Source organism: Nocardiopsis sp. KDC1DS13DA1 (assembly GCF_055632325.1).
In genome coordinates this window covers 25,458-45,450 of the sequence record NZ_JBVMUY010000033.1, presented here as the reverse complement: position 1 = coordinate 45,450, position 19,993 = coordinate 25,458, and the positions used below count along the sequence as shown (strand labels likewise).

At 74.4% G+C, this 19,993-nt stretch carries 17 protein-coding genes; 11 read left to right on the top strand and 6 right to left on the bottom strand.

All coding sequences use genetic code 11. From position 1 onward, the window contains the following. Positions 1-9 precede the first annotated feature (9 nt). The 5 genes from ACTVAJ_RS21760 to ACTVAJ_RS21740 are packed head-to-tail and all read left to right on the top strand — an operon-like array spanning position 10 to position 4,702. A complete protein-coding gene (locus tag ACTVAJ_RS21760; protein WP_470390070.1) occupies positions 10-522 on the top strand; it encodes a V-type ATP synthase subunit E family protein in 513 nt (170 codons plus the stop codon). After that, complete coding sequence (locus ACTVAJ_RS21755; protein ID WP_470390069.1) at positions 519-2,237, top strand: V-type ATP synthase subunit A; 1,719 nt, start codon at positions 519-521, stop codon at positions 2,235-2,237. Before ACTVAJ_RS21760 ends, ACTVAJ_RS21755 begins: the two co-directional genes overlap by 4 nt. Then, positions 2,234-3,628 carry a V-type ATP synthase subunit B gene (locus ACTVAJ_RS21750; protein ID WP_470390068.1) on the top strand — a complete coding sequence of 465 codons (1,395 nt, stop codon included), beginning with the start codon at positions 2,234-2,236 and terminating at the stop codon, positions 3,626-3,628. Before ACTVAJ_RS21755 ends, ACTVAJ_RS21750 begins: the two co-directional genes overlap by 4 nt. A 4-nt stretch (positions 3,629-3,632) precedes the next feature. Then, positions 3,633-4,256 (top strand): V-type ATP synthase subunit D, encoded by a 624-nt coding sequence (locus ACTVAJ_RS21745; protein ID WP_470390067.1) that lies wholly within the window; start codon positions 3,633-3,635, stop codon positions 4,254-4,256. Then, positions 4,253-4,702: a universal stress protein gene (locus ACTVAJ_RS21740; protein WP_470390066.1), complete on the top strand. Its 450-nt coding sequence runs from the start codon at positions 4,253-4,255 to the stop codon at positions 4,700-4,702. Before ACTVAJ_RS21745 ends, ACTVAJ_RS21740 begins: the two co-directional genes overlap by 4 nt. 39 nt (positions 4,703-4,741) lie before the next feature. On the opposite strand, the gene ACTVAJ_RS21735 is transcribed toward ACTVAJ_RS21740, so the two are convergent. Further along, positions 4,742-5,389 (bottom strand): TetR/AcrR family transcriptional regulator, encoded by a 648-nt coding sequence (locus ACTVAJ_RS21735; RefSeq protein ID WP_470390065.1) that lies wholly within the window; start codon positions 5,387-5,389, stop codon positions 4,742-4,744. A 107-nt stretch (positions 5,390-5,496) separates the two neighbouring features. Here ACTVAJ_RS21735 and ACTVAJ_RS21730 point away from each other — a divergent pair, with 107 nt between their 5' ends. Further along, positions 5,497-6,483 (top strand): DMT family transporter, encoded by a 987-nt coding sequence (locus tag ACTVAJ_RS21730; protein WP_470390064.1) that lies wholly within the window; start codon positions 5,497-5,499, stop codon positions 6,481-6,483. Between the two features lie 228 nt (positions 6,484-6,711). Here ACTVAJ_RS21730 and ACTVAJ_RS21725 read toward each other — a convergent pair whose 3' ends face one another. Further along, complete coding sequence (locus tag ACTVAJ_RS21725; protein WP_470390063.1) at positions 6,712-8,415, bottom strand: glycoside hydrolase family 10-like protein; 1,704 nt, start codon at positions 8,413-8,415, stop codon at positions 6,712-6,714. Positions 8,416-8,645: 230 nt separating this feature from the next. On the opposite strand from ACTVAJ_RS21725, the gene ACTVAJ_RS21720 reads away from it, so the two are divergent. Together ACTVAJ_RS21720 and ACTVAJ_RS21715 are read left to right on the top strand one after the other, a co-directional pair. Continuing rightward, on the top strand, positions 8,646-9,932 hold the full coding sequence (locus ACTVAJ_RS21720; protein WP_470390062.1) for an isochorismate synthase: 1,287 nt from the start codon (positions 8,646-8,648) through the stop codon (positions 9,930-9,932). Positions 9,933-9,991: 59 nt separating this feature from the next. Next, positions 9,992-10,441: a GNAT family N-acetyltransferase gene (locus tag ACTVAJ_RS21715; RefSeq protein ID WP_470390061.1), complete on the top strand. Its 450-nt coding sequence runs from the start codon at positions 9,992-9,994 to the stop codon at positions 10,439-10,441. A 4-nt stretch (positions 10,442-10,445) separates the two neighbouring features. Here the strand turns inward: ACTVAJ_RS21715 and ACTVAJ_RS21710 are convergent, their stop codons facing one another. Further along, complete coding sequence (locus ACTVAJ_RS21710) at positions 10,446-10,736, bottom strand: DUF4259 domain-containing protein (RefSeq protein WP_470390060.1); 291 nt, start codon at positions 10,734-10,736, stop codon at positions 10,446-10,448. Between the two features lie 212 nt (positions 10,737-10,948). On the opposite strand from ACTVAJ_RS21710, the gene ACTVAJ_RS21705 reads away from it, so the two are divergent. Further along, complete coding sequence (locus tag ACTVAJ_RS21705; RefSeq protein WP_470390059.1) at positions 10,949-14,581, top strand: hydantoinase B/oxoprolinase family protein; 3,633 nt, start codon at positions 10,949-10,951, stop codon at positions 14,579-14,581. Between the two features lie 62 nt (positions 14,582-14,643). Here the strand turns inward: ACTVAJ_RS21705 and ACTVAJ_RS21700 are convergent, their stop codons facing one another. Next, a complete protein-coding gene (locus tag ACTVAJ_RS21700) occupies positions 14,644-16,149 on the bottom strand; it encodes an endonuclease/exonuclease/phosphatase family protein (RefSeq protein WP_470390058.1) in 1,506 nt (501 codons plus the stop codon). A gap of 271 nt (positions 16,150-16,420) precedes the next feature. On the opposite strand from ACTVAJ_RS21700, the gene ACTVAJ_RS21695 reads away from it, so the two are divergent. Then, positions 16,421-17,566, top strand: a complete 1,146-nt coding sequence (locus ACTVAJ_RS21695) for a chitinase (protein WP_470390057.1) — start codon at positions 16,421-16,423, stop codon at positions 17,564-17,566. A gap of 79 nt (positions 17,567-17,645) precedes the next feature. Here ACTVAJ_RS21695 and ACTVAJ_RS21690 read toward each other — a convergent pair whose 3' ends face one another. Next, positions 17,646-18,326 (bottom strand): hypothetical protein, encoded by a 681-nt coding sequence (locus ACTVAJ_RS21690; RefSeq protein WP_470390056.1) that lies wholly within the window; start codon positions 18,324-18,326, stop codon positions 17,646-17,648. Positions 18,327-18,421: 95 nt separating this feature from the next. Next, positions 18,422-18,862, bottom strand: coding sequence for a hypothetical protein (locus ACTVAJ_RS21685; RefSeq protein ID WP_470390055.1), 441 nt, complete (start codon positions 18,860-18,862; stop codon positions 18,422-18,424). A gap of 224 nt (positions 18,863-19,086) precedes the next feature. On the opposite strand from ACTVAJ_RS21685, the gene ACTVAJ_RS21680 reads away from it, so the two are divergent. Continuing rightward, entirely contained in the window at positions 19,087-19,962 is an 876-nt protein-coding gene (locus ACTVAJ_RS21680) for a sigma-70 family RNA polymerase sigma factor (protein WP_470390054.1), read from the top strand. Positions 19,963-19,993: the final 31 nt, after the last annotated feature.

Below are 19,993 nucleotides of genomic sequence, written 5' to 3'. Positions count from 1 at the left end.
GGCGCGTGGGTGACGGATGCGCGAAGGGCGCTCGGTCCGGTGTGCGAGGAGTTGTCGCGCCGGGCCCGTGCGGAGGCGGACCGGATCCGCTCCGAGGGCGAGGAGGAGGCGCGGCGGACGGTCGAGGCGGCCGAGGCACGGGCACGCGAACTCCTGGACCGCGCGCGGGAGCGCGGTGAGTCCGAGGGCGGGGCCGCGCGCGCCGCCGTGACGGCCGGGGCCCGGCGCCGGGCCCTCACCACGGTCCTGGAGGCGCGCAGCGGCATCCGTGAGGAGTGGCGGGACCGTGTCACCGCCGCCGTACTGCGGCTCCGTGAGGAACCGGGGTACCCGGATCTGCGTGCGGCGCTGACGGCGCGGGCCCGTGACCTGCTCGGCGCCGACGCGCGGGTCGAGGAGGCCCCGGAGGGCGGGATCGTCGCCCGGAACGGGAACCGCCGCCTCGACCTGACACTGGCGGCCGTCGCCTCGCGCGTGGTGGAGGACGACCGGGGCGGGGCCGAGGAGATGTGGGCACCGTGAGCGGCACCGGGGTCATCCTCCGTGTGGCGGGGCCGCTCGTCGAGGCCGAGACGGCCGCGACCGTGGCGATGAACGAACTGGTCTTTCTCGGATCGGCCGGTATCCCGGGCGAGGTCGTGGCCATCCGCGACCGGCGCCTGACCGTCCAGGCCTACGAGTACACCGGCGGGCTCGGCCCCGGCCAGCCCGTGGTCCCCGGGGGCCGGCCGCTGTCGGCCCGGCTGGGGCCGTGGCTGCTGGGCGGTGTCTTCGACGGGTTGCTCAGACCCCTGTCCGGGGCGGGGACGTGGCTCACACCGGGCTCCCGTGAACGGCCCCCGGAGCGCCGCTGGGAGTTCCGGCCGGGTGTTCGGGTCGGCGACTCGGTGACGGCGGGGGACGTGTTGGGCACCGTGGCCGTCGACGGCCCCCTGGAGTACAGGGTGACCGTGCCGCCGGGGCGCGGCGGGAACGTCGGCTCCGTCGCGGACGCGGGTCCCCTCACGGCGGCGGCCGCGGTGGCGGCGGTCGGCGGCTCGGCCGTGGCGATGGCCCAGGACTGGCCGATCCGGCGGGCGCGTCCGTTCCGGCGCAGGCGGGGGTCGCGGGAGCCGCTGCACACCGGGCAGCGTGTCCTGGACGTCCTCTTCCCGGTTCTGCTCGGCGGCACGGCCATGGTGCCCGGCGGCTTCGGCACGGGCAAGACGGTACTGCTCCAGCAGACGGCCAAGTGGTGCGACGCCGACGTCATCGTCTACGTCGGCTGCGGTGAGCGCGGGAACGAGATGGCCGAGACCGTCACCGAGCTGTTCGAGCTGGCCGACCCCCGTACCGGCGGGCGGCTGGCGGACCGGACCGTGGTCATCGCCAACACCTCCAACATGCCGATGATGGCCAGGGAGGCGAGCGTGTACGCGGGGGTCACCGTGGCCGAGTTCTTCCGCGACATGGGGTACCGGGCGGTCGTGATCGCCGATTCGACCTCACGCTGGGCCGAGGCTCTGCGCGAGTTCGCCAGCCGCACCGGGGAGCTGCCCGCCGAGGAGGGCTATCCGGCGAGCCTGGCCTCGGCTCTGGCCGCCTTCTACGAACGCGCGGGGGCGGTGGACACCCTCGGCGGCCGGGGCGGATCGGTCACCGTGATCGGGGCGGTCTCGCCCCCGGGAGGGGACCTGACCGAACCGGTCACCGCGCAGACCGAGCGGTTCGTGCGCTGTTCGTGGACCCTGGACCGGGACCTCGCCTACGCCCGGCACTATCCGGCGGTGTCCTGGGCCCGGTCCTTCTCCCGTGACACCGACGAGGTCGGCGCCTTCCACGCGCGGACCGGTGACCCCGGGTGGGGCGAACGGCGGGGGCGGGCCGTCGGTCTGCTGGCCGAGGCGGACCGCTTGTCCGCGTTGACCGAACTCGTGGGTGCCGGAGCCCTGCCCGGGCTGGAACGCGTGGTCGTGCTCGGCGGCAGGCTGCTGCGCGAGTCGGTGCTCCAGCAGAACGCGCTGTCGGCCAACGACGCGTTCTGCGGTCGCGACAAGGCGAAGGCCCTGGTCGAGGCCGTCCTCACGGTGGTCGACCGGTGTCGGGAGGCCGTCGACTCGGGGATACCCGCGTCCCTGGTCGAGGAGGTCGACTTCGGGCCGCTGGTCCGCGCCCGTGAGCGGTCCGGCCCCGACGACCCCTCCGCCGTCGCGCGGGAGCGGGACGCGGTGATCGCCAGGATCGGGAGGCTCTCGTGAGCGTGGCCGGGTGGGTCGACTACACCGGGATCGGGGAACTCCGCGGTCCGCTGATGGCGGTGGAGGGCGTCGAGGGGGTGGGCTGGGACGAGTTCGTGCTCGTCGCCCTCGCCGGAGGGGACGTCCGGCACGGCCTGGTGCTGGACGTCGACGGCGACCGCGCGGTCGTACAGGTGTTGGAGGGCACACAGGGCATGGATCCCGGCGCCACACGGGTGCGGTTCACCGGTCGCCCCCTGCACGTCCCCGTCGGCCCCGGGTGGCTGGGCCGGGTCGGCGACGGTCGGGGCGAACCGGTCGACGGGGGCCCGCCGGTGACCGGGAGGCGGACGCGGCCCGTCGAGGGCAGTCCGCTCAACCCCGTCCACAGGGAATCCCCTGCCGAACCGGTCCTGACCGGTGTCTCCGCCGTCGACGGGCTGACCACGCTCGTGCGCGGCCAGAAGCTCCCGGTGTTCTCGCTCCCCGGCCTGCCGCACCTCGCCCTGGCGACCCAGATCGCGGCCCAGGCCCATGTCGGCGGCGCGCCCTTCAGCGTGGTGTTCGCCGGCATGGGGCTCACCCACGCCGACGCGGCGTTCGCGCGGGACGCCCTGGACGAACGGGGCGCCCAGGGGGAGCTGGTGATGCTGCTCAACACCGCGGACGCGCCGGTGATCGAACGCTTCCTCACCCCCCGCCTGGCGCTCACCGTCGCCGAGGACCTCGCCTTCGAGGGCGGCAGACACGTGCTGGTCGTCCTGACCGACATGACCGCCTACGCCGAGGCGCTGCGCGAGGTGTCCGCCGTGCGCGGGGAGGTTCCCGCGCGACGCGCCTACCCCGGCTACCTGTACAGCGACCTCGCCTCCCTGTACGAACGGTGCGGCCGGATCCGGGGGCGCCCCGGATCGGTGACCGTCGTACCCGTCCTGACCATGCCCGGGGGCGACATGACCCATCCGGTTCCCGACCTGACCGGGTACATCACCGAGGGACAGGTCGTGCTGTCCCGGGAGGTGCACGCCCGGGGGATCTACCCACCGGTCGACCCCCTGGACTCCCTGTCCCGGCTGATGCGCCGGGGCGCCGGGCCGGACCGGACGCGCGAGGACCACCTGCCGCTGGCGGCACAACTGGTCGCCGCCCTGTCCAGGGCCCGCCACGTACGCGACCTGGCCGACCTGATCGGGGTGTCCGCGCTGAGCCGGACCGACCGCTACTACCTCGAACTCGCCGACGCCTTCGAACGGGACCTGGTCAACCAGCGGGGGGACGAGGCACGCGACCTGGCCGAGACGCTGGAACGCGCCTGGCGGGTGGTGCTGGGGCTGCCCAGGAGGGAGCTGACCATGATTCCCGAGACGTTCCTGGACGCCCGGGAGGCCCGGGCCGAGGGCGCGGGGAGGTAGGCGCGTGGTCCGGATCCGCACGCCCCCCGGCCGGTCGGGCCGCCTCTGGTTGCGCGACCGGCTCGCCCTGGCCGAACGGGGCTCCGACCTGCTGGAGAGGAAGCTGCGCCTCCTGCTCGGCGAGCGGCGGCGGCTGCGCCAGATCGCCGAGGAGGGCGGGAGGGACTGGGAGGAGGCGTGCGCGCGGGCGCGGACCTGGTCGGTGCGCGCGTCGATGACCGGCGGTCAGCGTGCGCTGGACCTGGCCACCGGCACCGGGACCGCCGCGGTCGCCGTGTCCTACAGGAGTGTGATGGGTGTGCGCTATCCGTACCGGGCCGACTGCTCGCTTCCCGGGCCGGGCCCGGATTCCGTGATCGGCGCATCGGCGCTGCACCACGCGTGGGAGAGCCATCGGGACGCCGTGGACGCGGCCGTGCGGTGCGCCGTCGCCGAGGCCGCGCTGCGGGTGGTCGAGAGCGAGGTCGAGGTCACCCGGGTCCGCACACGGGCGCTGCGCCGCCACTGGATCCCCGCGCTGCGGCGGGAGTTGGCGCGCGTCGAACTGGCCCTGGTCGAGGAGGAACGTGAGGAAGGGGTGCGACGGAGATGGGCCGGGGCACGGGTGCACGAAGGCGGCCAGGCGTGATCGGGCGCCTCCTGGTGGCGGTCGACGACTCGCCCGCGGCCCTCGCGGCGGCCCGTCTGGCGATCGGGTTCGCCGCCGACGCGGGCGCCGAACTGTTCGCCGTCCATGTCGTGGAGGACCGCGGACCGGATGCGTCCGCGGGCCGGGCCGCTGCGGAGTGGAGGCGGGCGAGCGCCGCGGAACGCCTCCGGGCGTCCGGCGACGCGGTCCTGCGCCACGTGGAGGCCCTGGCCCGGCAGGAGGGGGTGCCGGTCCGCCTCCTGCTGAGGGAGGGTGAACCGGCACGGCACATCCTGGCCGAGGCGCGCGCGTGGTCGGCCGACCTCATCCTGCTCGGGCGCTCGGACCGCAGGGGCCCGGGTGAGCCCTACATCGGACCGGAGTCCAGGCACGTTCTGGAACTCACCGACCGGCCCGTCGTCGTCGTTCCCGCTCCGGCCGGCTGAGCCGCGCGGCTCCCGGCGGCACCGGCCGGGCCCACCGGCTCACCCCAGCACACGGCGCGCCGTCCACCCCAGCGCCCGCGCCATGCGTTCGACGCTCATCCCCGCGGTGTCGCGCTGGTGGGCGAAGAGGTCGGGGTCCAGCGGTGCGAGGAGCTGGTCGGCCAGCGCCTCGCGGTCGGCCCCGGGCACCTGGGCGAGCAGTGCGCCCACGTGTGCCCGCCAGAAGGCGTAGGCGCCGGTGGCGAACCGCCTGCGGCCGGTCTCGGCACCGAGCACGAGCGGCAGGTGGCGGTCCAGCAGGTCGAGGGCGGCGGTGTAGAAGGCGGCCAGGCGCTCGGCGGGCGCGGCACCGGGGCCGAGCGGCGGCGGCCCGTACATGATCTCGCCCTGGAGGCGGCGCTCGTGCTCGTCGAGCAGGGCGACCGCCACCGACCCGGTGTCCGGATAGCGGCGGTAGAGGGTGGCGCGGCCGACACCGGCCTCCCGCGCGATGTCCCCCATGGTCACGCTCCGGGGATCGGTCCCGGCGAAGAGGCGTTCGGCCGCGGCCAGGATGCGTGAGCGGTTGCGCGCGGCGTCGGCGCGCTCGCGCGGCCGGCCGCTCCCGTCCGGGGCTCCGTCAGGGCGGGGTTCCCCGCGGGGACGCGCGGTGACCTGGTGCACGAGGGGGGCGTCGCCGTCTTCCATGCCACCGATCGTACGGCATCCCGAAGGTATGTGGACACAGTGTCCGTTTGCATGCTATCCATGACCATCAAACGGACATCGTGTCCGTTTCTTCTTCGAGGAGAGCCATGCACATCGCGCCACTCGCGGCGGCACTGCTGATCGGCTGCCTGCTGGCGGTCCAGGCATCGGTGAACCAGCAGCTCAACAGGGCCGTCGGCAGCCCCTACGGCGCGTCGACCCTCCAACTCGCCCTGGCCACCGGACTGCTCCTGGTCCTGGGCCTGGCCGCGGGCACGGTCACCGACCTCTCCCGCGTGGCGGACGCCCGGTGGTGGCAGTTGCTGGGCGGCCTGGCCAGCCCCTTCTACATCACCAGCGGCATCCTGCTCATCCCGCGACTGGGCGCGGTCACCACCGTCGGCCTGTTCGTGTCGGGGCAGATGTTCGCCTCCGTCGCCCTGGACCTGACCGGTGCCCTGGGCATCGGGCGGCAGCCGCTGTCCGCGGGCATGGCGGTGGGCGGCCTGGCCGTGCTCGTCGGGATCGTCGTGGTCGTGCGGTCCCAGAGCCGCTCCACCGCTCCCGCACCGGTACCGGCCGCGACGGGCGGCGGGGGCGCGGCCGTCGCCACCGGGAACGAGCGGCGCCGCTCCCCCGGCCGCCTGGGCTGGCCGCTGCTCGGACTGGCCGCGGGCGGGGTCCTGCCGGTGCAGGGCGCGGTCAACGCCCGGTTGCGCGAGGTCCTGGACGAGCCCCTGGCCGTGGCCTCGGTCAGTTTCACCGTGGCCACGCTGGCCATCGCCGCGGTGCTGCTGGTGCTGCTCGCCGCGCGGCGCACCCCCCGGCCCCAAACGGCTCCGCTGCGCCGCATGCCGTGGTGGGGCTGGCTGGGCGCCGCCTGCGCCGTCGGCTACGTCACCGGCACCTTCCTGCTCATCCCCGTGATCGGCACCGCCGTGACCGTCGCCCTCACCGTCAGCGGCCAGCAGCTCACCTCGGCCGCGATCGACCAGTTCGGCCTGTTCCGCCTCCCCCGGCGCCCGTTGACCCCGGCGCGGATCACCGGCCTGGTCCTCCTCCTCACCGGGGCCCTCGCCATCCAGCTCCTCTGAGGGAGCCCCGTGGAGTCCCCGGCCCGCCCGGTGCGCCGCCCCCACCGGGCGGGCGGGATCGGGGCATGCCCGAACCGCGCGTGCTGGAACCGGACGACGGTCCCCTCTGGCGGAGGCCGCGGCGGGCGGCGCTCGCCGAGGCGCGCCACGCTTTCGGATCGACACCGGCGCGGTGGCGGAGCCCGGAGGCTCGGGGCCCAGGCGCGGGCGACCGCCCGGTCCGCCGTCCTACCTCCGTACGCCGGCGATCTCGCTGACCGGCCCCTCGGTCCGGAAGACGTCCAGGGCGGTGACCGCGTACCCCGCGCCGTCCCGCGACGGCGCCGTGTCGGTCAGCCCGGTCCCGCCGGTGACCCCCACGAGGTCGTCCGGCGACAGGGTCAGGCACCCCTCGGGGTCCCCGGCCTGCGGGGAGCTCGGGGAATCCACTCTGTACACGGCGTAGAACCGGGCCTCCCCGACCGGGTCCCACGCCACGTCGACCCGGTCGCCGTCGGCCCGGGCGGTGACGCCCCCGACCCGGCCGGTCAGCGGGCCCTGTCCCTCCGGAGCCGTGCCGGGTGGGAGGGCGGGACGGCCGTAGTGGGTCCGGGCGAGGTTCGCGTAGGCCTCGGCGGCGTTCTCCCGCAGGCTTCTGATGGAGAAGTAGATGTCCCCGCCGACCTGCGGGAGCCCACCGGAGAAGTCGAGCTGGGTGCTCAGCGCGTCCTCGCCGCGCCAGCCCCGCTCACCCACCCGGTAGGCGGCCTGTCCGACGTACAGGTCCACGCCGGTGCCCTCGACCTCGTCCGCCCACCACCGGGCCAGGGTCTCGTAGTCGGCGGCGTCGAACCCCCGGCCCCAGTACAGCTGGGGGGCGACGTAGTCGACCGAACCCTCCCGGATCCAGGCGCGGGTGTCGGCGTACTGGGCCGAGTAGGACTCCAGGCCCGAGGTGTCCGACCCGGCGGGGTCGCTGTCGCTGTTGCGCCAGATCCCGAACGGGGAGATGCCGAAGCTCACCCAGGGCTTGAGGTCGTCGATACCCGCGTGGACGTCGGCGACGAGCCGGTCGACGTTGTCGCGGCGCCAGTCGGCCCGGTCCTCGAAGTCGCCGCCGTACTCCTCCCAGGTGGCGTCGTCGTCGAAGACCTCGCCCTCCTTCGGATAGGGGTAGAAGTAGTCGTCGAAGTGCACGCCGTCGACGTCGTAGCGCTCCACCACGTCCAGCACGACGCCGGTGACCCAGGCGCGGACCTCCGGTTCGCCGGGGTCGAGGTAGGCCTCGTCCCCGTGCTCGACCACCCACTCCGGGTTCTCCCCGGCCGGGTGGCCCTCGGCCAGGTTCTCCAGGTCCGGGTCGAGGAACCCCACACGGTAGGGGTTGAACCAGGCGTGCAGCTCCAGACCCCGCTCGTGGGCCCCGGCCACCGCGTACTCCAGCGGGTCGTAGCCGGGGTCGCCGCCCTGCTCACCGGTGAGGTAGCGCGCCCACGGCTCCAGATCGGACGCGTAGACCGCGTCCGCGGTGGGCCGCACGTGCAGGAACACGGCGTTGAGCCCCAGCTCCGCGGCGTCGTCGAGGTAGGCGTCCAGCTCCTCGCGCTGTTCGTCCGCGGACAGGCCGGGTTCGGAGGGCCAGTCGATGTTGCGCACGGTGGTGAGCCAGGCGCCGCGCATCCGGCGCCCGCGGTCGTCGGACGGGCACTCGACGGGCACCGCGGACGCCGACGGCGACGCGGCTCCGGGTGCGGTCCCGTCGGCACCCGCGGACGCGGCTGCGGAGGGCCCGGTGTCCGAGGGCGAGGGGCCCGAGGGGGGAACGGCCCCGTCCCGCCCCGCCGCGTCGACGGTGTCCCCGGACGCCGAGCACCCCGACACCAGGGCGGCGGCCGCCACGACCGCCGCCGACCAGCGCGCCATCCGACGCGGTGCCGCAGCCCGTGCCCCCATGCCCACACTCCCCGAACCGGTTCGCGTGCCGCCTCCCTGGTGGCACGCCGCACAACAGGCTAAAGGAGATCGTCAAGGTTCGGACACGATTCCACCAAGCTGTGGACAAAGGCACGTTCCGTCGGAATCCGGGGCCTCCGTCCCCTCCCGGCCCCGGCCGCTCCGAGCCCCGCGGAGCCGGGAGGAACCCGCGATGCGGGGCTTCACACGAGGTCCTAGACTCGGTCCCCGTGAACGCCGCCCTGAGTCCCACGAAACTGTTCGTCCGCACCGCGCCCCTGGAGGACGGTGGCGGAAGCCTCGTCCACCGCCTGCCCGCCGAGGCCCCCCTGGCCTGGCTGACCGGTGAGGACGGCGTCGTGGGCTGGGGATCGGCGGCACGCCTGGACATCGGGGGCTCCCCCCTGGGCACCGAACCCACCGACACCGGCCGCTTCGGCCGGGCCGCGCGCTGGTTCGCCGACCTGGTCGGGAACGCCGAGGTGGAGGACGCGGTCGGCCTGCCCGGCACCGGCCTGGTCTCCTTCGGCACGTTCACCTTCGCGCCCACCTCCGGCGGCTCCGCGCTCGTGGTGCCCCGGGTCCTGGTCGGCAGACGCGACGGGCGCGCGTGGGTGACCACCGTGACCGACCGACCGGGCACGGCGCCCGACGTCCGGCCCTCCTCCGCCGCCGCCGACCCGCGTCCGGTCGGCCCCCTGCACTGGCACCCCGGTTCCCTGACCGGGCGGGAGTGGATGGACACCGTCGCGGACACCGTCGCCCGGATCCGCTCCGGGGAGCTCGACAAGGCGGTCCTGGCGCGCGACCTCGTCGCCGAGGCGGAGTCCCCCGTCGACGTGCGCACCCTCCTGGAACGCCTCCGCCTGCGCTACCCGAGCTGCTTCACCTTCTCCGTCGACGGCATGGTCGGCGCCACCCCCGAACTCCTGCTGCGCCGCGAGGGCGACCGGCTCTCCTCCCTGGTCCTGGCCGGGACCAGGCCGCGCGGACGCGACGCCGTCGAGGACCGCCGCCTGGCCGAGGAACTCCGCGCCTCGGCCAAGGACGTGGAGGAACACGCCCTGGCCGTGGACTCCCTGCGCACCGCCCTGGAGCCCCTGGTGCGGGAACTCTCCGTGCCCTCCTCCCCCCAGCTGCTCGCGCTCGCCAACGTCCAGCACCTGGCCACCCGCGCACACGCCCGTCTCGCCTCCGGGGTGTCGGCGCTGGACGCGGTCGCCGCGCTGCACCCCACCGCCGCCGTCGGGGGTACCCCCACGGCGGCGGCGATGCGTCTGATCGCCGAGGTCGAGGGGATGGACCGGGGCGGCTACGCCGGCCCCGTCGGCTGGTTGGACGGCGCGGGCAACGCCGAGTGGGGCATCGCGCTGCGCTCGGCCCGGGTGGAGGGCCGGCGCGCCCGCCTGTTCGCCGGCTGCGGGATCGTCGCCGGTTCGGACCCCGCCGCCGAACTCGCCGAGAGCGAGTCCAAGTTCCGCCCGGTGCGCGAGGCCCTGACCGACCCCGACGCCTGACCGGTCGGGCTCCTGGACCGGGACACACGCGTGTAACACGGCGCCGTTAACGTGCGCACATGCGCACCGACGAGGTCCCCTGGACCGACCCCGACGCCGTCCGCCTCCGCGGTCTCCAGCGCACGGAGATCGCCGAGCGGTACGGCACCCCCGACTCCGAACCCGGCACTCCCCCGTCCGCCGACGACATCGCGGTGTTCGTCGTGGCCTACGACGGGGACGGCACCGCCGTGGGCTGCGGCGGCCTGCGCGACCTGGGCGACGGCACCGGCGAGGTCAAGCGCATGTACGTCGTCCCCGAGCGGCGCGGCTCCGGCGCGGCGGCGACGGTCCTGGCCGCGCTGGAGGACCGGGCCCGGGAGCGGGGCTGGAAGCGGCTGAGGTTGGAGACGGGCGACCGGCAGCCCGACGCGGTGCGCTTCTACACGCGCTCGGGGTACGCGCCCATCCCCCGGTTCGGCGCCTACGCCGACTGCGCCTCCTCCCTGTGCTTCGAGAGGGTGCTGTGACGCCTCACGCCTGATCCGCCACCTCCGCGACCGTCCCGAGCGTCTCCCGGAGCCGGGCGACCTCGACCGTCCAGGCGGCACCGCCGGACTCGGCCCACAGGTCCTGGAGTTCGGACGGCGCGGACGTGACCCTGGCGAGGGCTCTGTCGGCGGGGCCGCGCAGACCGGTGAGGTCGGGCACGATCCCCTCGCGCCCGTGGTCGGGGGCAGCGCTCGGCCGCCGGCCTGCGACGAGCTCACCCCAGAAGTCCATCGCCGTGTCGTTGTCGAAGGGACCGCAACCCCAGGCACCCATGTCCGCCTCCCGTCGTGGTGGTGTCCGTTCAGCATGGCGGTCACCACCGACGGATCCCGCCGGCCGCGCGTCCTCCGCCCCGTTCCGCCCGGCGGACCGGGAGCCCGGCCGTCCACAGGAGCGTGATCACCCTGTCACCGAACGTCCCATCCGGGTCATGATGGTTCGGGGCGCCCGGTGCGCCCACCGGGAGCGCGGATCGAGGAGGCGACATGGGCGGAGCCGACCTGGGCGAGGGGTGGCAGTTCTGGGTGGACCGGGGCGGCACGTTCACCGACATCGTCGCCCGGCGCCCGGACGGGCGCCTGCTCACGCACAAGCTGCTGTCCGAGGACCCGCACCGCTACGACGACGCCGCCGTGGCGGGCATCCACGCCCTGCTCGACCGGGAGGGGGCGGCCGTGTCCGGGATCGACGCGATCCGAATGGGCACCACCGTGGCGACCAACGCCCTGCTGGAGCGCACCGGAGAGCGGACCGCCCTGGTGGTCACGCGCGGGTTCGCCGACGCGCTGCGCATCGGCTACCAGGACCGGCCGCGCATCTTCGACCGCCGCATCGTGCTGCCCGACCGGCTCTACGAACGGGTCGTGGAGGTCGACGAACGGGTCACCGCCCGGGGCGAGGTACTGCGCGAACCCGATCTGGAGCGGTTGGCCGGGGAGCTGGCGCAGGTGCGCGACTCGGGGGTCGGGGCGGTGGCCGTCGTGTGCCTGCACAGCCACCTGTACCCCGAGCACGAACGGCGGATCGGTGCGCTCGCGCGGCGGCTGGGGTTCGGTCAGGTGTCGCTGTCCAGCGAGGTCAGCCCGCTGATGAAACTCGTCCCGCGCGGTGACACCACGGTCGTGGACGCCTACCTGTCGCCGGTGCTGCGCCGGTACGTGCGCGGTGTGGCCGGGCGGCTCAGCGGTGTGCGACTGATGTTCATGCAGTCCAACGGGGGGCTGGCCGAGGCCGGGCACTTCCGGGGCAAGGACGCGGTCCTGTCGGGTCCGGCGGGCGGCATCGTCGGGATGGCCCGGCTGTCGCGGACGGCGGGCTACGACCGGGTGATCGGCTTCGACATGGGGGGCACCTCCACCGACGTGTCGCACTGTACGGGCGAACTGGAGCGGGTCTTCCACAGCCGGGTGGCGGGGGTGCGGCTGCGCGCGCCGATGCTGGACATCCACACGGTCGCGGCGGGCGGCGGCTCGGTGCTGCGGTTCGCGGGCGGTCGCTACCAGGTCGGCCCCGACTCGGCGGGCGCGGACCCCGGTCCGTGCTGCTACCGCCGCGGCGGCCCCCTGGCGGTCACCGACGCCAACGCCCTGCTCGGGCGGATCCAGCCGCGCCACTTCCCGACGGTGTTCGGCCCCGGCGGCGACCAGCCGATCGACGTCGACGGGGCGCGGCGGGCCTTCGTTGACCTGGCCGCGGACATCCGGGAGCAGACCGGTGACGACCGCACCGCCGAGGAGGTCGCCGAGGGGTTCCTCCGCGTCGCCGTGGAGAACATGGCCAACGCCGTCAAACGGATCTCCGTGCGCAAGGGGCACGACGTCACCGGGTACGCACTGACCACGTTCGGCGGCGCGGGCGGACAGCACGCGTGCGCGGTCGCCGACGCGCTGGGCGTGCGCACGGTACTCGTCCCGCCGATGGCCGGGGTGCTCTCCGCCCTGGGCATCGGGCTGGCCGACACCACGGCGATGCGGCAGCAGTCGGTGGAGGCCCGGCTGGCGCCCGAGGTGTCGGACCGGTTGGCCGGGATCGCCGACGAGCTCGCGGACCGGACCCGCGCCGAACTGCTCGACGAGGGGGTACCGGACTCCCGGATCCGGATCTCGCGTCAGGCGCACCTGCGCTACGAGGGCACCGACACCGCCGTCCCGGTCCCCCTGGCCGGGGTCGAGGCGATGGCGCGCGAGTTCACCAGGAACCACCGGCGGATCTACTCCTTCACGATGGACCGGCCGCTGGTGGTGGAGGCCGTGGCCGTGGAGGCGGTGGGCACCACCGCCCAGCCCGACCTGTCGGACCTGGCGCCGGCCACGGAGCCCGGTGGCGCGGACGGCTCCCCGGGCGCGGAGGCCGCACCCGACGAGACCGTGCGCGTGTACACCGCCGGGGCCTGGCGCGACGTGCCCCTGTACCGCCGTGACGGGCTGCGTCCGGGCGCACGGGTGACCGGACCGGCCGTGGTCACCGAGGCCAACGCCACCACCGTCGTCGATCCGGGGTGGCGGGCCGTGGCCCGGAGCACCGGCCACCTGGTCCTGGAGCGGGTGGCCGCGCGCGTTGAGGGCGCGGTCGGCACCGCCGTCGACCCGGTTCTGCTGGAGGTGTTCAACAACCTCTTCATGTCGATCGCCGAGCAGATGGGCGCCCGGTTGGAGGCCACCGCGCAGTCGGTCAACATCAAGGAGCGGCTCGACTTCTCCTGCGCCCTGTTCGACCCGGACGGGTACCTGGTGGCCAACGCCCCGCACATGCCGGTGCACCTGGGGTCGATGGGGGCCACGATCCGCGAGGTCATCCGGCGCAACGGGGACGGTATGCGGCCGGGCGACGTGTACGCGGTCAACGACCCCTACCACGGAGGCACACACCTGCCCGACGTGACGGTGGTGACCCCGGTGTTCGGTGACGGGGGCGACCGCCCGGTGTTCTTCGTGGCCTCGCGCGGGCACCACGCCGAGATCGGCGGCATCACCCCGGGTTCGATGCCCGCGGCCAGTCGGCACGTGGACGAGGAGGGGGTGCTCTTCGACAACTGGCTGCTCGTGCGCGGGGGCCGCCTCCGTGAGGAGGAGACGCGCCGCCTGCTCACCGGAGCCCGGTACCCCTCCCGTGCCCCGGAGGTGAACCTGGCCGACCTGCGGGCGCAGGTCGCGGCCAACGCCAGGGGGGTGGAGGAGGTCGGCCGGATGATCGACCACTTCGGCCGGGACGTGGTCCACGCCTACATGGGGCACGTGCGCTCCAACGCCGAGCAGGAGATCCGCACCGTCATCGGCTCCCTGCGCGACGGTGCGGCCCGCTACGAGACGGACGCGGGCGCGGTGATCGCGGTGCGGATCGACGTGGACCGGGAGCGGCGGTCGGCGGTCGTCGACTTCACCGGCACCTCGGCACAGCTCGGCACCAACTTCAACGCCCCCTCGTCGGTGGCCACGGCCGCCGTGCTGTACGTGTTCCGCACCCTGGTCGCCGCCGACATCCCGCTCAACGACGGCTGCCTGGTCCCGCTGCGGATCGTCATCCCGCCGGGCACGATGCTCTCCCCGGTCCACCCCGCGGCGGTCGTCGCGGGCAACGTGGAGACCTCCCAGGCGGTCACCGGGGCGCTGTACCAGGCGCTGGGGGTCCAGGCCGAGGGGTCGGGAACGATGAACAACGTGACCTTCGGCGACGACCGGCGCCAGTACTACGAGACCGTCTCCTCCGGGTCGGGGGCCGGGCACGGGTTCGACGGGACCTCCGTGGTGCAGACGCACATGACCAACTCCCGCATGACCGACCCCGAGGTGCTGGAGTGGCGCTTCCCGGTGCTGGTCGAGGAGTTCGCGATCCGGCGCGGAAGCGGCGGTGCGGGCACCTGGCGGGGCGGGGACGGCGCGCTGCGGCGGCTCCGCTTCCGGGAACCGATGACCGTGAGCACCCTGTCCGGCCACCGTCGGGTGCCGCCGTACGGGATGGCGGGCGGGTCGCCCGGTGCCCTGGGGGAGAACTCCGTCCGCCGGGCGTCCGGTGAGGTCGAGGTGCTGCGCGGGTGTGACTCGGTCCGAATGGAGCCGGGTGACGAGCTGGTCATCCGCACCCCGGGAGGAGGCGGGTACGGCACCCCCGCGGGTGGCTGAGAGGGGCCGGTGCGTGGCGGGGAGCTGCCCGCCACGCACCGGCGGGGTACCGGAACCGGCCGTCAGCCGGTCAGCCCGTAGGTGGTCAGCACCGTCGCGTGGTCGGTGGTCCACTCGTTGTCGGCGTGGTTGGGCACCGGTGCGGGGTCACCGGCGATGAGCGTGCGCGAGTCCCGCACGCTCAGTCCGTCGCCCGCGTGGTACACGAAGTCGATCCGGTCCTGCGGCTCGGCGCGGCCGGTCGACCCGTTGTGCCGCGGGTACAGCGGCGACCACGTGGTCCCCGGTACGGCCACCGGGTCGGGGTTGGCCGCGCGGAAGGAATCCACCAGGCCCGCCTCGGTCGGCAGGACCGAGGTCGGCCAGGGCACATCGGCGTAACCGCAGTTCCTCTCCCGCAGCTCCTCGGTCCAGTCCAGGTGGGAGGGCGCGTTGAAGTCGCCCACGAGCAGTACGGGAACGTCGTCGGCGCGGTCGATCTGGTCCGCCATGGCCGCCAGGGTGTCGGTGATCTGCCCCGTGCGGCCCGACTCCGCCTCGCGCTGGAGGATCGTGTCCACGTCCATCCCGTCGAAGCACGCGTCGTACGGACCGTAGGGCGTGTAGCCCAGGTGCGCGGTCCACAGGTTGACCTGGGACTCCTCTCCGTCGAGCGCGACGCGTACCCCGGCCGAGGCGTTGGCCGTGCCGTACTCCTCGACGATCGGGTAGCGGCTGAGCACGCCCAGACTGCCGCCGCTCTGCCAGTGGTACCAGCCCAGGGCGTCGGCGAGCCGGGCCGCGGCGGCGCCCTCGGTCTCCTGGAGGCCGACGACGTCGGCGCCGCTCTCCAACAGGAAACGCACCTGCTTGTCGTGGTGGCCGTTCACCCGGCTGCCGCCGTGCCAGGTGTTGAAGGTGAGCACGTCCAGTTCCGGCACGAGTGCCGTACCGCGCGGCCGGACGGGGACGGTCGCGGTGATCCGGGCCGAGGAGCCGTCGGGGCCGGTCGCCTCGACGGTGACCTCCGCGGTGGAACCGCCCGATCCGTCCGGCGTCCCGGACAGGGTCCCGTCGATGGCGACGTCGATCCACGCGTCGCCGCCGACCTTGGTGAACTCGGCGTCGGGGCGCGAGGCCAGGCCGCCCAGGTCGGCCTCGTAGGGGTCTGCGACACGCGCGTTGCGCAGGGTGGCCGCCTCGACGGGGAAGGTGACGGGGGCGTCGGAGGGGAGGTACACGTCGACGGGTTCGGTCAGCCAGGTGTAGCCGTCCCTGGCGAGGAGGTAGACGACGTAGTGGCCGGGTGCCAGGGAGTCCGCGGGCAGCGTGACGGTGCCCGCGCTGCCGGGGGCGTACTCCCAGACCAGGGAGGGCGACACGTACTCCTCGTTCTCCGGCCCGCCGCCGGAGGCGTGGTAGAGACCGATCCAGTTCGTGGGGTGGGGGGCGGTGGTGGTGTAGGCGAAGGTGACGGGGGCGCCCTCCACCACCTCCAGGGTTCCCTGTCCCTCGGCGGACGCGGGTGCCGCGCCGAGGGACAGGATGATCGCCACGACGACCGCGGGGACCAGGTGCCGGATACGCATCCGGTATCTGCCTCTCGTGTGGGGGAACGATGACGGGCCCATGAGTACCAGGAGAGCCGCCCGCCGCGACCTGCGGGGGTGCGCCTCGGACGCGGGTGGCCGCCGCGTGAACCCGGGCACACCTGAGCGCGAACCGTCCCTGAGGCTCGGGGGTCGGGCACCTCCGGAGCCGTTGACACCGCGGGAGATCGGGACTTATCGTCTGCGAAACCGTTAGGAAAGTTTCCTAACAGTGAAGGGCAACCGTCCCGCCCGGACCCTTGGAGACCCCGTGCGACGAACCCCCCGCCTTCTCGCCACCCTCGCCGCGGCACTGCTCGCGGCCTCCCTCGCCCCGGCCCCCGCATCCGCCTCCTCCACCGCCTCCGTCTCCGCAAGCACGGAGACCGCCGCCGCCCAGCTCCCCGACCGGGTGCTGGCGGGCTACCTGCACACCAGCTTCGCCAACGGCTCGGGCTGGGTGGACCTGGCCGACGTGCCCGAGCAGTGGGACATCATCCACCTCGCCTTCGCCGAACCCACCTCCCCCACCTCCGGTGAGCTGGAGTTCTCCCTGTGCCCGCGCACCGAGTGCCCGCAGGTCCCCACGGAGCAGGAGTTCACCGCCCAGATCGCCGACGCCCAGGCACGCGGCACGAAGGTCGTGCTGTCCGTCGGCGGCCAGAACGGCCAGGTCCGGTTGGAGACCGCGCAGGCCCGCACCGCCTTCGTCGAGTCCGCCTCGGCGATCATCGACCGCTACGGACTCGACGGCATCGACATCGACTTCGAGGGCAACTCCCTCTACCTGGAGGAGGGCGACACCGACTTCCGCTCCCCCACCACACCGGTGATCACCAACCTCATCGGAGCTCTGCGCGACCTCACCGACCGCCACGGCCCCGACTTCGTCCTCACCATGGCGCCCGAGACCTTCTTCGTGCAGGTGGGCCACCAGTTCTACGGCCGCGGCCAGTGGGGCGGCGCCGACCCCCGCGCCGGCGCCTACCTGCCGGTCATCCACGCGCTGCGCGACCGGCTCACCCTCCTGCACGTCCAGCACTACAACTCCGGCCCGATCATGGGCCTGGACGGCCAGTACCACTTCATGGGAGGTGCCGACTTCCACCAGGCGATGGCCGACATGGTGCTGACCGGCTTCCCCGTCCAGGGCGACCCCGCCCAGTTCTTCCCGCCGCTGGCCCCCGAGCAGGTCGCCATCGGTCTGCCCGCCTCACCGTACGCGGGCAACGGACACACCTCCGTGGCCGAGGTCCAGTCCGCGTGGGACTGCCTGACCACCGGTTCGGGGTGCTCGGGGTACACCCCGGCCGCCGCCCACCCCGGGCTGCGCGGCCTGATGTCCTGGTCGATCAACTGGGACCGCTTCGGCGGTGACGAGTTCGCCACCGAGCACGGTCGGCACCTGGGCACCTGAGTCCGGGGCCCGCACCCTCCCCGGCCCCGGCCGCGCCCCGCTCCGGACCGTTCTTCCGGAGCGGGGCGCGCCCGTGTGCTCAGTGCTCGTGGTCGTGGCCGTCGTCGGCGTGCCCGGGCGCGGGTTCGGCGGGCGCGGAGGGCTGGGCGGAACCACCCGGTTCGCCCGCCGTGGAGTCGGCCGGGGCGGTCATGTCCGTCCCGGCCTCCTCGTGCTCCTCCTCCGTGTGGCCGTCGTCGGCGTGGGTGTCCGTGCCGTGGGCGTGCCCCGAGGCGCCGTTCACGGCGGCCGCGGTGGAGAACGCCACCACCAGGGCGGCGACCACGACGGAGCCGATCACCGGAGCCCCGGGCTCGGCACCGCTGCCACGGCGCAGCATCGCCCAGAGGGCGCAGACCGCCACGACGAGCTCCAGCGCGACGGCGACGGTGTCGGTGACTCCGATCGGCTCGGGGATCCAGGCGTGCGGCCCGAAGGGAACCCCGACCGCGCGGCTGACCGCCCAGGTACCGACGGACCCCAGGTTGACGAGCGTTCCGAGGGCCATCAGCGCCCGGCCGCCGGGCCACACCGCGAGGACGGCCCACGCCGCCTGGACCACACCGGTGGCCACGAAGAAGACACCGGCCAACATCCACTCGTTCCAGTGGTCCGGTGTCATGACGAGGTGGATCAGGGCGGTTCCCGCGGAGGCCGTGGCCGCGATGTATCTGGCCGGCCCGCTGCCCCTGGGCACGGCGCGGCGACGCGTGTGACTCATGTGTACGTACTCCCGATGACGTTCGGTCGAAGGTGGCATGCCGAGGGCCCGCACGAGCCGCGTGAAGCGGCGCGTCGTGCGTGGCCCAGGGGCATCTACACCCGCAGAACCGACATCTCGGCGAGGAGTCTGGGCACGCGTCTTCGGCGCCGTACACCGCGCGCGAACGCCCACGGGACGGCGGCGCCGTGGGCCCGCAGGGGGCGCGTGGGGGTCGGTGGAGCCTGGGGAAGGGCCAGGACCAGCGGCGCGAACAGGGCGAAGGGGGCCGCTGCCGTGCTCAGGCAGTCGGCGTGGGCGTGGTCCCGTACGGCGGCGCAACCCGCATCTGCCACCTCGCCGTGGTCGCCGACCGCTCCCGACGCCCCGTGCGTCGGGTGCGGCGCGTTTCCGTGCGCCGCGTGGTGCCGCGCCGGACCGTGGGAGGCGTGGGTCGAGGCGCCCTCGGCCCCGTGCACGAGTGTCACCGCGAAAAGCGCGCACAGCAGTGCCAACAGCCACAGGGCGGGCGCGGTACGCGCGGCGGTGGGGCTCACGGGAAGCGGTCTCCTACGAGGGGGATGGGGCGGGGCGGACCTCCACGGGGTCGGCGCGCGCCGCGCACGACCCTACCCGTCCCCCGGTCCGTCCCGCGAACCCGGCCACCCGGACCAACGGCGCACGGCCGTCGGTTCCGCCGCTGGAACGGGGGCACCCGCCCCGCAGCGCCCGTGCGCGTACGGCTAACGTGTGGGCCACAAATATGAGGAGAGGTACCCGGGTGAACGGGATCGACGGACTGGCCGAGCGGTTCGAGGAACACCGGACCCGCCTGCGGGCGGTGGCCTACCGCCTGCTCGGCTCGCTCGGTGAGGCCGACGACGCCGTCCAGGAGACCTGGCTGCGGCTGGCCCGGACCGGCGGCGACAGTGTGGACAACCTCGGCGGATGGCTGACGACCGCGGTCTCGCGGGTCTGCCTGAACACCCTGCGTTCCCGGGAACGCCGCCGGGAGGGCCCCTTGCCGACGCACGTCCCCGACCCCGTCGTGGACCGTCCGGACGGCGGCGACCCCGCCTACGAGGCGCTGCTGGCCGACGCCGTGGGGATGGCGCTCATGGTGGTGCTGGAGACGATGTCGCCCGCCGAACGGCTGGCCTTCGTCCTGCACGACATGTTCGACGTGCCCTTCGAGGAGATCGCGGCACTGCTCGACCGTTCGCACGCCGCCACCCGGCAGTTGGCGAGTCGGGCGCGCCGCCGCGCCAGGGAGGACGCACCGGCACCCGACCCCGACCCCGCCCTCCAGCGCGAGGTCGTGGACGCGTTCTTCGCCGCGACCCGCCACGGGGAGTTCGACGCGCTCGTCGCGGTGCTCGACCCCCAGGTCGTGCTGCGCTCCGAGGGCGGCGCCGGACACCCGGACCGGACGGTCGTCCTCCGCGGGGCCCGCACGGTGGCGGAGCAGGCCGCCACGTTCGGCTCCCTCTCCCCCTTCGCGCGTCCGGCCCTGGTCAACGGCGCCGCGGGGGCCGTGGTGATCGTGCACGGGCGACCCCTGTCGGTCATGGCCTTCACCGTCTCCGACGGGCGGATCACCGCGATCGACGTGCTGGCCGACCCGGCGCGGCTGGAAGGTCTCGATCTGGCCGTCTGAGCCGCCGCCCGGTGCCGCCGGACCGGCACGG